This window comes from Polaromonas sp., from assembly GCF_031411155.1.
GTDB lineage: Bacteria > Pseudomonadota > Gammaproteobacteria > Burkholderiales > Burkholderiaceae_C > Polaromonas.
This window is the reverse complement of record NZ_JANOAL010000059.1, coordinates 1-11,129: the sequence shown is the minus strand read 5'-3', so window position 1 is coordinate 11,129 and position 11,129 is coordinate 1. Positions and strand designations below refer to the sequence as shown.

Here is an 11,129-nt window from a genome sequence, read left to right as displayed (position 1 = left end):
TGCGGGTCGTTGGCCAGGGCGCTGACCACCGGAATCGCCAGGAACACATAGACCGGGATGAACACCGTGAATAGATCAAAATGCCGGGTGATGACCAGCGCGAACTGCACCGGCAGCACGATGAAAAACGCCAGCACCAGGCTGCGGTGGTCGCCCTGGCGGGTCGGCGACAGCGTGATGAACTCGCGCAGCGCAAAAAACGCCACCAGGCCAAACAGCACCGTCGCCACGGTTTCGCCGAGCGCCCAACCGACCCAGAACACCGTGCACATCAGCCAGGAGGTGCTGAGCAGGCTCCTGAACTCCTTGAGCTTCTGGGTATGCAGGTCGTCCTCGTGCCGGTCCTTCAGCGACATCATGAAGGCCACCAGGCTGATGATGATCAGCAAGCCAAACACCATGACGAACAGCAGGCCGACCTGCTCGCTGGGGGAAAGATTGCGTAAAAAACTATTCATCGGGAGGCCAGGTCTGCGTCAGGTTTCCCTGAGATCCATCACGGCCCGGCGCGCGCGGGCCAGAAAATCGCCGCGCTCTTCGGCGGGGCCGAGCGCGATCGGCGCGCCAAAGGTCACCGAGCACAGAATCGGCACCGGCACCACTTCGCCCTTGGGCATCACACGCTGGACGTTGTTGATCCAGGCCGGCACCAGCACCACATGGGGAAACTTCTGCGCCAGGTTGTACAGGCCCGACTTGAAGTTTTGCGGCTCCTCATGGTTGCCGCGCGTGCCTTCCGGAAACAGGATGATGGAGTCGCCGTTGCCGAGCGCCTCGATCAGCGGCTCCAGCGGGTCCTGCTCGCCGGTTTTGACGCGGTCCACATAGATGGCGTTGAACACCGCCCGGGTGATCCATTGCTTGAACGGCGTTTTGGTCCAGTAGTCCTTGGCCGCAATCGGTCGCGTGATGCTGCGCAGCTCTTCGGGCAGCGCCGCCCACATCAGCACCAGGTCGGCATGGCTCTGGTGGTTGGCAAAATAAATGCGCTGTTCGGCCTTGGGCGGGCAGCCCTGCCAGCGCGCCTGGGCGCCGGTCAGCACCCGGATCAGGCCCAGCAGAAACAGGCTCATCAATTTGGCCAGCATCAGGGCAGCTCCACCGCGCCCATGCGCGCCACGATGGTGCTGGCGCGCGAGGCCAGATAGCCCGAACCGGCCCGGGTTTCAAAATACTTGGGGCGCGGCAGCATCACGGCCAGGCGTGCGGCTTCGTAGGCGCTCAATTTGGAGGCGGGCTTGCGGTAGTAGTGCTGTGCGGCGGCTTCGGCGCCAAAAACGCCTTCGCCCCATTCGACGCTGTTGAGGTAAATCTCCAGAATGCGCTGCTTGTCGAGCAGGGCCTCCAGCAGCAGCGTCAGCAGCAGCTCCTGGCCCTTGCGCAGCAGCGTGCGCTCGCCCGACAGAAACAGGTTTTTGGCCAGTTGCTGCGTGATGGTGGAGCCGCCAATGATTTTGGCCGGCTTGGTCGCCTTGCCCGGGGCCAGACGGTTGCCGGACTGTGCGGCGCGCTGCTCGGCCCTGGCATTTTTGTCCCAGGCCTTTTCCAGCGCCTCCAGGTCCACGCCTTCATGCTCGATAAAGCTGGCGTCCTCGGATGCGATCACCGCGCGCTTCAGGTGGTCTGACATTTCGGCATAGGGCACCCACTGCTGGCGCCATTGCAGCGAGCCGGTCTTGCTGGCCACCAGATACATCTCGGAACGCTGAAACGCGGTGGATTCGGGGTTGAGCACGGCCATCAATGCGATGCGGCCGACAAAATAGAGCTGCAGCGCCAGCGCGGCCAGCAGCAGCAGGCCCAGCAGGCGCAGCAGGGCTTTCACGCCAGCTGCTTTCGCAGCTCTTGCAGCACCTGTTGCGACGGCGGCCGCACGCCGCGCCACAGCGCAAAGGCTTCGGCCGCCTGCTCCACCAGCATGCCCAGGCCGTCGCGCGGCTGGGCGCCATGCGCTGCCGCCCAGGTCATGAAGCCGGCCGCGGCGGGGCCGTACATCAGGTCGCAGGCCAGCGCGCCGGGCTTGAGCACGCGGCCGCTCACCGGCACCGCCGCGCCCGCCAGGCTGCTCGCGCTGGCGTTGATGACGACATCGAAATCGGCCGACAGCCCTTGTATATCAAGTGCCAGCAGATCTGTTTTTGATAGCAAGGCGTGCAGCGAGGGGTGTGCCTGGTGGCGTGCCACCAGGGCCTCGGCCTTGGCCAGTGTGCGGTTGACCAGCACCAGCCGGCGCGGCCCGGCGGCCAGCAAGGGACCCAGCACGCCGGCGCCGGCTCCGCCCGCGCCTATCAGCAGCACATCGCGCCCAGCCAGAGCCACCCCGGCATTGTTCTGGATGTCGTTGACCAGCCCGACGCCATCGGTGTTGTCGGCATGCAGCGTGCCGGCGTCCAGCTTCAGGGTGTTGGCGGCCTGGGCCAGTTGCGCCCGGTCGCTGCTGCTGTGGGCGGCGTCAAACGCCTGCAGCTTGAAGGGCACCGTCACATTGCAGCCGCGCACGCCGTTCTGCAGCAACTGGGCCAGCGTGGTCGCAAACCCGTCAAGCGGCACCAGCAGCTTGTCGTAGTGCAGGCGCTGGCCGGTCAGTTCGGCAAAGCGGGCCTGAATCTGGGGTGATTTGCTGTGTGCAATCGGGTTGCCGAGAACGTAATACTGGTCCATGAAAGTGGGCTGATGCCTGGAAGGATGCGTGGAGGGGTCTTAGCGCTCGGTCAGCTTGGTCTCTAGCGTGTCTTCGCGCGTGAACTTGAAGCGCGACACCACCACGATCTGGTCGGCCTTGCGCCGCATCGCCTCGCTGAAGCGGCCAAACGGGCCGGTGCCGCGCACAATGCTTTGCGCCCGCCGGTCCAGCGTCAGGTTGCCCGAGGTTTCGACCACCTCGGTGTCAATAATCCGGCCATCAAAATTGACCGTCACGATCATGGTCAGCGCGCCATACAGTTTCTTGCCGGCCATCTCGGGGAAGTTGACCGTGCCCTTGTCCTCGATTTTGCGGCGCAACTCGTCGTAGTACACCGCATAGACTTCTTCGCGGGTGGCGGGGCTGATGTAGCGTTTCTTGGGCCGCGCATTTTCTTCGTTGATGCGTTTTTCAATCTCGGCCAGGATTTTGATCAGCTGCCGGCGCTTTTCCTCGCGCTGCAGCTGTTCCGGGGCGTTGGCCGGCTGCGTCAGATCGGGCGGCGGCATGGCGGCCAGGGCTTTCTTGATCTGCGCCAGCAACTGGGTTTGCTGCGCCTGCAGCGAGTCGACCTTGCGCTGCGCCTCTTCGTCGGCATCGCCCAGCGACATCAGGCTGGACGGCGGCAGCGGCGAGGTGGCCCGGCCTTTTTCAAGCTCGCCGCCGCCGGCCAGCGAGGCCTGCGCAATGGCCTTGGCAAAATCCGGCTTCTCATTGGACTTGGCGTTGACCAGGATCACTTCCAGCGGCGTGTCCTGAAACACCCGGTTAAAGCGCTCCGGATCGATAAAACGCACCGTCAGCAGCACCGCATGCACGGCAATCGATGCGCCCAGGGCTATTTGCAGTGTGCTGAAAGACTTCACAGGACGGGATTATCGGGCCAATCGGGGCCGGTTTCGGGGGTGAATTCCCTGTTCAGTCGGCAGCGGCCAGTGCATTGGCCGCGTCGGCGACCGGCTCGTCGACATCGACCGCAATCGAGATTGGCCCGGCCGCCATTTCGGATTCGCCGTCCTCCTCGTCCAGCGGCTCGGGCGACTGATCCGGCGCCGCGTCCAGCCGCTCGCTCACGGTGCCCGAAATATCCAGCGTGATTTCGTCAATCGCGCCCAGCTTGACGCGCACCCTGGCGCCGCGCGGCAGGCCCTGCGCGCCCATCGCCGGCAGCACCAGCGGCAGCTCGTCGGCACGCACCAGGTTGTCCTTGAAGGCGGTGGCCGTCAGTTCGGTGATGGCGTTTTGCTGCAGGTACTTGAGCGTCCAGTAGCGCTCGATGCCGGCCTGAAAGCCGTTGTAGGCGCTGTAAGCCGCATCAAAGCCCGAGATGATGGAAAACAGTTCGGCATCCTTGGGCTTGAAGGGCGCGGCCAGCGCGGCGGTGCGGCCGTGGCGGGTGCAGGCAATGATTTGCCATTGGTTGACCAGGTCAGTGTAGCGGCGCAGCGGCGAGGTGCTCCAGGCGTAGCTTTTCACGCCCAGGCCGGCGTGCGGCAAGGCCCGCGTGCCCATGCGCACCTTCACGCCCGGCGCCAGGCTGGCCTGGCTGCGGTAAATGCCGGGCACGCCATGTTCGGCCAGCCACTCGCCCCAGGTGCTGTTGGCCAGGATCATGGCCTCGGCCACGATCAGATCGAGCGGCGCGCCACGCTGGCGGGTGTTGATGCTGACGATCTCGTCGCCCTGCGGCTCTGCGCCGCTGGGGTTGTCGAGCCTGAAGTTGTAGTCGGGCCGGTTAAAGGTTTCGGGCTTGCCGCGCACGATTTCGCGCTGGCCCTTCAGGTGTTTGGCCAGGCGGTGCAAAAAGCTCAGTTCCACGCCCCAGCGCACGTCCAGCGCGGGCGCGGTCTGGGCCGCCTCAAAAAACGCCTCGGTAAAGGTGCTGTCCAGCAGGTCGTGGCGCAAATTGCTGACGATGGGCACCTGCTCCAGCCGGGTGACACTGCCCTGGATCTCCAGCGTGGCCTCCTCCAGCGTCAGGTAAAGCGACAGGGCCGGGCAGTTGCGGCCTTCCAGCAGGGTGTAAGTGTTGACGATGTCGTCGGGCAGCATGGTCAGCTTGTAGCCCGGCATGTAGACGGTGGACAGGCGCGCGCGGCCCAGCGCATCGATCGGGCTGCCGGGCAGTACCGCCAGGCCGGGCGCCGCAATATGAATGCCCAGAGTGACCGTGCCGCTGCCCAGGCCCTGCACCGACAGCGCATCGTCAATCTCGGTGGTGCTGGAGTCGTCGATGGAAAACGCCTTCACGTCGGCCAGCGGCAGCTCGTCCTTGATGGGCGGCGCCTGCAGGGCCGGAAAGCCCGTGCCTTTGGGGAAGTTTTCAAACAGAAAGCGCTTCCAGTGAAACTGGTAGGGCGAGGCGATGGCGCCCACCTTTTGCAGCAGCTCCAGCGGCGCGGTGTGGGTCGCGCGCGAGGCCTCGACCACGGCCTTGTATTCGGCGCTGTTTTTGTCGGGCTTGAAGAGAATCTTGTAAAGCTGCTCGCGCACCGGCGCGGGGCACTGGCCGCTGGCCAGTTCGTCGGCCCAGGTCGTGATCTGGGCGGCGACCTGCTTTTTCTTTTCAATCGCGTTCAGCGCCTGTTGCAGGATGTCGGCGGGCGCCTTCCTGAAGCGGCCCTTGCCGGCCCGGCGAAAGTAGTGCGGCGCTTCAAACAGCCGGAACAGCGCGGCGGCCTGTTGTTCCAGGCTGGCGGCTTTGCTCGCGTCGGCGCTGAAATAGTCGCGCGCCAGGTCGGCAAAGCCAAACTCGTCGTCGCTGGCGAATTCCCAGGCCAGGTCCAGCTCGATCTCCTGGCTCAGCTGGTGGCCGGCCGCCACCAGCTCGGCCGGGGACGGCTTTTCGAACTTCAGCAAGGCGTTGACGGCCTTGACCTTGACGCGCTTGCCCGAGTCGAGCTCGACCTGCAACGACGCATCGTTCTCCGACAAAATCCGGCCGGCCAGAAATTTACCGGTTTCTTCAAACAGTACAAACAAAATCGAATCCTTTGGTGGCGCAGGGCGCTTGCAGCTAGTGTAATCAGCCCGGCTTGCGCCCCCTTGCCGCCTTGCCGCCTGGCTGTCAGGCCAGACGCAAAAAATCCAGAATGGCGGGCAAATGCCGGTCAAAGTCGCTCAGCGCATGGTCGCCGCCTTCAAGCAGGCGCAACTGCGCGCCCTGGTAGCGCGCCGCCATGTCGCGCCAGTCCAGCACTTCATCGCCCTTGGCAATCACCGCCAGGTAGTTGTTCGGGGCCTTTAGCGGCCCGGTTTGCTGGGCGCGCAGTTCGTCCACAAAGCGCGGTTCAAAAAAGAAGTGCTCGTCCGGGTTTTGCCAGACGGTTTGCTCGCCGATGTGGCGGGCCAGGTCGCGCGCCGGATCCACCGCCGGGTTCAGCAGCACCGCCTTGCAGCCATGGCGCTCGGCCACGGCGGTCGCATAAAACCCGCCTAGCGAAGAGCCGACCACCGCCAGGCCTTCAAACCCGGGCTCTCGCGGCCAGCCGGCGATGCCCTCCATGATTTGCTGCAGGGCCAGACGCGGCGAAGGCGGCAACTGCGGGCACCACCAGCGCACGGCGGGGTGCTGCTGGCGCACCACGGCGGCCATTTTTTGCGCCTTCACCGACTGGGGCGAAGAGCGAAATCCGTGCAGGTAGAGCAGGTGGGTGGTGCGCATGGGTGAAATCATAGGGGCGAAAAAAAGCCCCGCGGGGGCGGGGCTTGCATAAGCCGGACAGACTGGTATCTGCGAGGTAGGGTTTTAGCGCCGGGTGCCTGAGAAGGTTCCTGTTGCCGGTGGAATCACGTTGTTGTCGGTGTAGTTGCCGCTGATGGCGCCGGTCAGGAAGTTGGCGTTGCCGGTGACTGTTGAATTGCCCGGAGGCGTCGTCGACACTGAGAAGTCGCCGTTCACCAGACTTGAGAAGGTCACGGTGCAAGCCTTGCTGGTAACGACTGCAGGAGTCAGCGTGCCATCGGTATCGGTGCAGATGGCAGTTCCATTGGCCTTAAGGCTGACCACGGTTGACTGTAAAGGTGTAGCGTTGTCAAACACTTCCCAATCGCCCGCGTAAGAGGTTTTCGTCAATGCCAAAGGTGTAGCCACGTCCACGACGGGCAGGCCCAGCCTGGCGAACAAAGCGTTGGTAGCCTTCAGGTTCAGTCGCGCACTGTTGCTTGCGTTCGGCTTATTCTGGTAACCAAAGTAAATACGCCCGCCACGTTCGACGAAAACCCGTGTATACGTCAATGGTGATGCCTGCGCAGGCAGGTTGTTCAGCGTCATCACACGCGCATCCCCCAAGGTCGCGATGGTGTAGGAACCCGTTCCAATCGGCGTGCAGTTGCGGTTAGACCCGTTGTTGAAGCGCTCCTTGCAGGCGTAGTAAGTGACCGGGTTGGTGCCAGTGCCCTTGAATGCCATGCGAAGTTTGGTGTTGCCGCTGTAAAAACCGGGTGCCGTGCCCGTGCCGATCGGCGCCGTTCCAATCGTGCCGATGCCCGTGGTGCTGTTGCCCCAGGCCTCACTGGGTTGGTCGGGGCTCGTGTAGGTCACGCCGCCGTACACAAAGCTGCCCGTTGTAAAGACGCAGGGTGTACCCGTCATGGCGCTGATCATGCTTTCCAGTGTGCTGCTGTTGGCGGCGTTGCCAGTGAATTCGGCAGAGTTGCAGCCCACGCCGGCTGCCTGCGTGCTGGCGATACCGCCTGCAGAAACGGCCGGGCTGTACTGCGTTACCAGGTTGCCGCTGCCAGGGTAGTAGCTGATGGCTTCGGTCAAAGGGGTAACGGACTGGTAGAACAACGAAGAGCCGAGCGGGAACGTCGTGCTGGCCAGCGCCGAGGTCAAGGTGGCTGCCGTGTTGTCGCCAATTGACAGGTTGGTGTAGCCCGCAACGCGAACGTCGGTGAGGACATTCGCCATGGTCTTGCCGCTAATGTCGAACTTGGCGCGATTGCTCTTGCCGGTCTCGGCGTTGTCGCAATAGTTGTAGGCGTTGTTGCCCTGGGCATCACGCACCGTGCTGGTGTTTTCGTGGTTCAGAGCACAGTTGACCCAGGCTGAACCGTTGAAATGCAAGTCAGACTGACGGTTGGGACTGCTTCCGGCCCCCCAACTGGCAACTACGGAAGAAACGCTGCTGTTGCGGCGCTCGACATACCTGACTTTGCCGGTTGCGTCGGGGGTATTTTGCGCCAGCGAGCCAGACAACACGCGCGAGAACCAGTTCGCCGCATCTTGAAACTTGAGGTTGTTCAAGGTCGCGCCAGCTGCCGGCGTGTCGGCGGCCACCACTGTGGCGGAAGGGGAGGTCTGGTTGTTGATGGCCACCAGCGTGGCTACCGAGTTGGTCGTCAGGCCAGTATCGACCAGGGCCAACAGGGCCGCCTCCTTGGCTGCAGGGGTGGTGGCCGCCTGAACCGCAGGATCGGCCAGGGCGGTCAACAGGGCCGGCAGGATTTCAAGAAGTTTGTTCTGAATGATCTTGTTCAGATCGGCCTGGGTGATCTTCGCACCGTCAATGGCGGTGCTGCCGACCGCGCTGCCGAGCGTGCTGGATTGTTGTTGGGTGGTCACCACCACCATGCGCGCCACCGTGCCAGCGGTCTGGCTGTCGGCGGTGGTGCTCTTGGTGAAGTCTTCAAACAGCGAAACATTGAGGCCGGTTTGCGCTTTGACGGACGCTTCAGCCTGGGCGCTGGAGGCCCCGGTACTGGCGATCAGAGTCTGCACCAGGGTGGTGAGCGGGCTGACCACGGCAGTTTTGTCGGCCGGGGCCGTCATGGTGAATGGAACCGTGACCGCGCCATACCTGGCATCGACGGCATCTGAGCCGATGATCGCGAGAATCGGGTATTTGCCGACATCCCCTGTGGGTACCTGGAGGGTAACCTGCCCCTTGGTGTCTGTTTTACCCGAGGGCTCGCCGCTATCGCACACACCGTTGAGGTTGGTATCAAGGCATACCGTGGCGTTCCCAATCGCGTCATCAACCACCGTAACGGGCACGCTGGTGGTGCCTGCCGCAGGCGTCGATACGGTGGCGTCGCTTCCGCCTCCGCCGCATGCGGCCAGTGTCAGCAGGGTAGCACTTGCAAACGCAAGCCCCAGCTTCCGGGTTTTCAAGGTCATGGGAATCTCCTAAAGAGGTGAACAAGCGGCCCGAAGGTAGTTCGGGATGTCGCTCGTGACAATGTATATCCAAATGTGAGAAAGTAAATCATCCAATTAGGAGATGTAACAAGAAGGAAAAGTCACACCTTTGCTGCGGCAAAAGTTGGCGCGACGTTTTGGGCTTGTTGCGCGAGGAGGTGGCTTGTGGATAGCCGCAGCGGCACTGGCAACTCGATGGACGACATTGGACTGGTTTGAGCAGTCGCAGATAATCCCGGCATGGCCGCCGTTTTCGACAAACCCTCTCTCTTTCAGCGCTCGCTGCCCCTGCTGCAGGGCTTTGACGGCTTGCTGGCGTTCGCGGTGTTTCTGCTGGCCTGCGCGGGGCTGCTGATCATGTATTCGTCGGGCTATGACCATGGCAGCCGCTTCGTCGACCACGGCCGCAACATGCTGATTGCCGGGGGCATCATGTTTGTGGTGGCGCAGATCCCGCCGCAACGGCTGATGACCTTTGCCGTGCCGGTCTACACCATTGGCGTGGCACTGCTGATCGCGGTGGCGATTTTCGGCATCACCAAAAAGGGCGCGCGGCGCTGGCTCAATGTGGGCGTGGTGATTCAGCCCAGTGAAATCCTGAAAATTGCCATGCCGCTGATGCTGGCCTGGTGGTTTCAAAAACGCGAGGGGCAATTGCGGCCGCTCGACTTTCTGGCCGCGCTGGTGCTGCTGGCGATGCCGGTCGGGCTGATCATGAAGCAGCCCGATCTCGGCACCTCGCTGCTGGTGCTGGCCGCGGGGGTGGCGGTGATTTTCTTTGCCGGCCTGAGCTGGAAGCTGATCGTGCCGCCGGTGCTGCTGGGCCTGATCGGTGTTTTTCTGGTGGTCTGGTACGAGCCACAGCTGTGCGCCGACGGCATGCGCTGGCCGATTCTGCACGACTACCAGCAGCAGCGCATCTGCACCCTGCTGGATCCGTCGCGCGACCCGCTGGGCAAGGGTTTTCACATCATTCAGGGCATGATCGCGATTGGCTCGGGCGGCGTGTTTGGCAAGGGCTTCATGGCCGGCACGCAAACGCACCTTGAATTCATTCCCGAGCGCACCACCGACTTTATTTTTGCGGCTTATTCCGAGGAGTTCGGCCTGATGGGCAACCTGCTGCTGATCGCCGGCTTTATCTTCCTGATCTTTCGCGGCCTGGCGATCGCGCTGGAGGCCCCCACCTTGTTTTCGCGTCTGCTGGCGGGCGCGCTGACCATGATTTTCTTCACCTACGCCTTTGTCAACATGGGCATGGTCAGCGGCATCTTGCCGGTGGTGGGCGTTCCGCTGCCCTTCATCAGCTATGGCGGCACGGCCATGGTGACGCTGGGGGTGGCCATTGGCATGCTGATGTCGATTGCCAAGGCCAAGCGGCTGGTGCAGAGCTAGAAGCTGCGCAGCCGTGTACCCGGCGCGCGACAGGCCTGCCAGATTTGTGGCTTTTCCCCGTTTTTGCGTTCACCCACTTCTTGCGTTCCTGTGGACTAACAGGTTACAACCCGGTGTGTCACTTTCGCAGTCGCGCAAGACCGACGCATCAACCCAAGGAGCATCGTCATGGCCGGTAAATTTGAACTCAACAAATCCAAGAACGACAAGTTTTTCTTCTCGCTGCTGGCGGGCAACGGCCAGAAAATTCTCGGCAGCGAAATGTATGAAGCCAAGGCCAGCGCGCTCAACGGCATCGAGTCGGTCAAGAAAAATGCCTCCCAGGATGGCCGCTTCGACCGCCTGACCGGCAAGGACGGTTCGCCGTACTTCACCCTCAAGGCCAGCAACGGCCAGGTCATTGGCAACAGCCAGATGTACGCCAGCACCGCCGCGCGCGACGCCGGCATTGAGTCGTGCAAGAACAATGCACCGGGCGCCACCACCACCGACAACACCTGATCGTACCGGGCGGCCGGGCGCGGACAGCGGCCGCCGCAGCGGATTTACGGGAAAGCGGCAAAGCCCTGCGGCATGCACTGGCGCGCGGACCGGCCAGCCCCGGCCGGGGCAGACTGCCTACAATGGCCGCATGACCTCACTTCGCTCCTCCCCTGCATCGGCCCTTAACCAGTCCCGGGTTTCATCGCTGGCCCGGCCCACGGCGGCGTCCACCGCCGGGCGGCTGGCGATTGCGCAGAAACTGCTGCTGGCGCCTTTCGGCCTGACCGAAGCGCACCTGAGCCGCGCCCTGGGTGAAATCACGGCTTATGGCGTCGATGACGCCGACCTGTATTTCCAATACACCCGCAGCGAAGGCTGGAGCCTGGAAGAAGGCATTGTCAAAACCGGCTCCTTCAGCATCGACCA

General features: G+C 63.0%; 10 protein-coding genes and 1 pseudogene. 3 read left to right on the top strand and 8 right to left on the bottom strand.

Going from position 1 to position 11,129, the window contains the following annotated elements:
- The 8 genes from RMO23_RS03545 to RMO23_RS03510 all read right to left on the bottom strand — a co-directional run.
- On the bottom strand, positions 1–458 hold a 458-nt coding region (locus RMO23_RS03545; RefSeq protein WP_309678722.1), incomplete at its 3' end, for a phosphatidate cytidylyltransferase.
- Between the two features lie 18 nt (positions 459–476).
- Positions 477–1,088, bottom strand: coding sequence for a lysophospholipid acyltransferase family protein (locus tag RMO23_RS03540; protein WP_309678721.1), 612 nt, complete (start codon positions 1,086–1,088; stop codon positions 477–479).
- Positions 1,088–1,825, bottom strand: coding sequence for a monofunctional biosynthetic peptidoglycan transglycosylase (gene mtgA, locus RMO23_RS03535; protein ID WP_309678720.1), 738 nt, complete (start codon positions 1,823–1,825; stop codon positions 1,088–1,090). The genes RMO23_RS03540 and mtgA overlap by 1 nt, the downstream gene beginning before the upstream one ends.
- Positions 1,822–2,661 carry a shikimate dehydrogenase gene (gene aroE / locus RMO23_RS03530; protein ID WP_309678719.1) on the bottom strand — a complete coding sequence of 280 codons (840 nt, stop codon included), beginning with the start codon at positions 2,659–2,661 and terminating at the stop codon, positions 1,822–1,824. The genes mtgA and aroE overlap by 4 nt, the downstream gene beginning before the upstream one ends.
- 39 nt (positions 2,662–2,700) lie before the next feature.
- Positions 2,701–3,549 carry a TonB C-terminal domain-containing protein gene (locus RMO23_RS03525; protein ID WP_309678718.1) on the bottom strand — a complete coding sequence of 283 codons (849 nt, stop codon included), beginning with the start codon at positions 3,547–3,549 and terminating at the stop codon, positions 2,701–2,703.
- A gap of 52 nt (positions 3,550–3,601) precedes the next feature.
- Positions 3,602–5,665 carry an RNB domain-containing ribonuclease gene (locus RMO23_RS03520; protein ID WP_309678717.1) on the bottom strand — a complete coding sequence of 688 codons (2,064 nt, stop codon included), beginning with the start codon at positions 5,663–5,665 and terminating at the stop codon, positions 3,602–3,604.
- 85 nt (positions 5,666–5,750) lie between these two features.
- Entirely contained in the window at positions 5,751–6,347 is a 597-nt protein-coding gene (locus tag RMO23_RS03515) for a YqiA/YcfP family alpha/beta fold hydrolase (protein WP_309678716.1), read from the bottom strand.
- A gap of 84 nt (positions 6,348–6,431) precedes the next feature.
- The gene (locus RMO23_RS03510) at positions 6,432–8,804 is read right to left on the bottom strand and encodes a hypothetical protein (protein ID WP_309678715.1); all 2,373 of its coding nucleotides are present in this window, start codon (positions 8,802–8,804) and stop codon (positions 6,432–6,434) included.
- Between the two features lie 261 nt (positions 8,805–9,065).
- Between RMO23_RS03510 and rodA the strand changes: the two genes are divergently transcribed.
- From rodA to tldD, 3 genes and pseudogenes are all read left to right on the top strand, one after another.
- Positions 9,066–10,220: a rod shape-determining protein RodA gene (rodA, locus tag RMO23_RS03505; RefSeq protein WP_309678714.1), complete on the top strand. Its 1,155-nt coding sequence runs from the start codon at positions 9,066–9,068 to the stop codon at positions 10,218–10,220.
- A gap of 168 nt (positions 10,221–10,388) precedes the next feature.
- On the top strand, positions 10,389–10,721 hold the full coding sequence (locus RMO23_RS03500; RefSeq protein WP_309678713.1) for a YegP family protein: 333 nt from the start codon (positions 10,389–10,391) through the stop codon (positions 10,719–10,721).
- A gap of 130 nt (positions 10,722–10,851) precedes the next feature.
- Positions 10,852–11,129, top strand: a pseudogene (gene tldD / locus RMO23_RS03495) (metalloprotease TldD); the annotation flags it as partial.

What these genes read in the sequence shown, in the direction of transcription:
- RMO23_RS03540 (WP_309678721.1), bottom strand. Translation starts at nt 1,088, where the DNA reads ATGCTGGCCAAATTGATGAGCCTGTTTCTGCTGGGCCTGATCCGGGTG.
- aroE (WP_309678719.1), bottom strand. Translation starts at nt 2,661, where the DNA reads ATGGACCAGTATTACGTTCTCGGCAACCCGATTGCACACAGCAAATCA.
- RMO23_RS03515 (WP_309678716.1), bottom strand. Translation starts at nt 6,347, where the DNA reads ATGCGCACCACCCACCTGCTCTACCTGCACGGATTTCGCTCTTCGCCC.
- RMO23_RS03510 (WP_309678715.1), bottom strand. Translation starts at nt 8,804, where the DNA reads ATGACCTTGAAAACCCGGAAGCTGGGGCTTGCGTTTGCAAGTGCTACC.
- rodA (WP_309678714.1), top strand. Translation starts at nt 9,066, where the DNA reads ATGGCCGCCGTTTTCGACAAACCCTCTCTCTTTCAGCGCTCGCTGCCC.
- RMO23_RS03500 (WP_309678713.1), top strand. Translation starts at nt 10,389, where the DNA reads ATGGCCGGTAAATTTGAACTCAACAAATCCAAGAACGACAAGTTTTTC.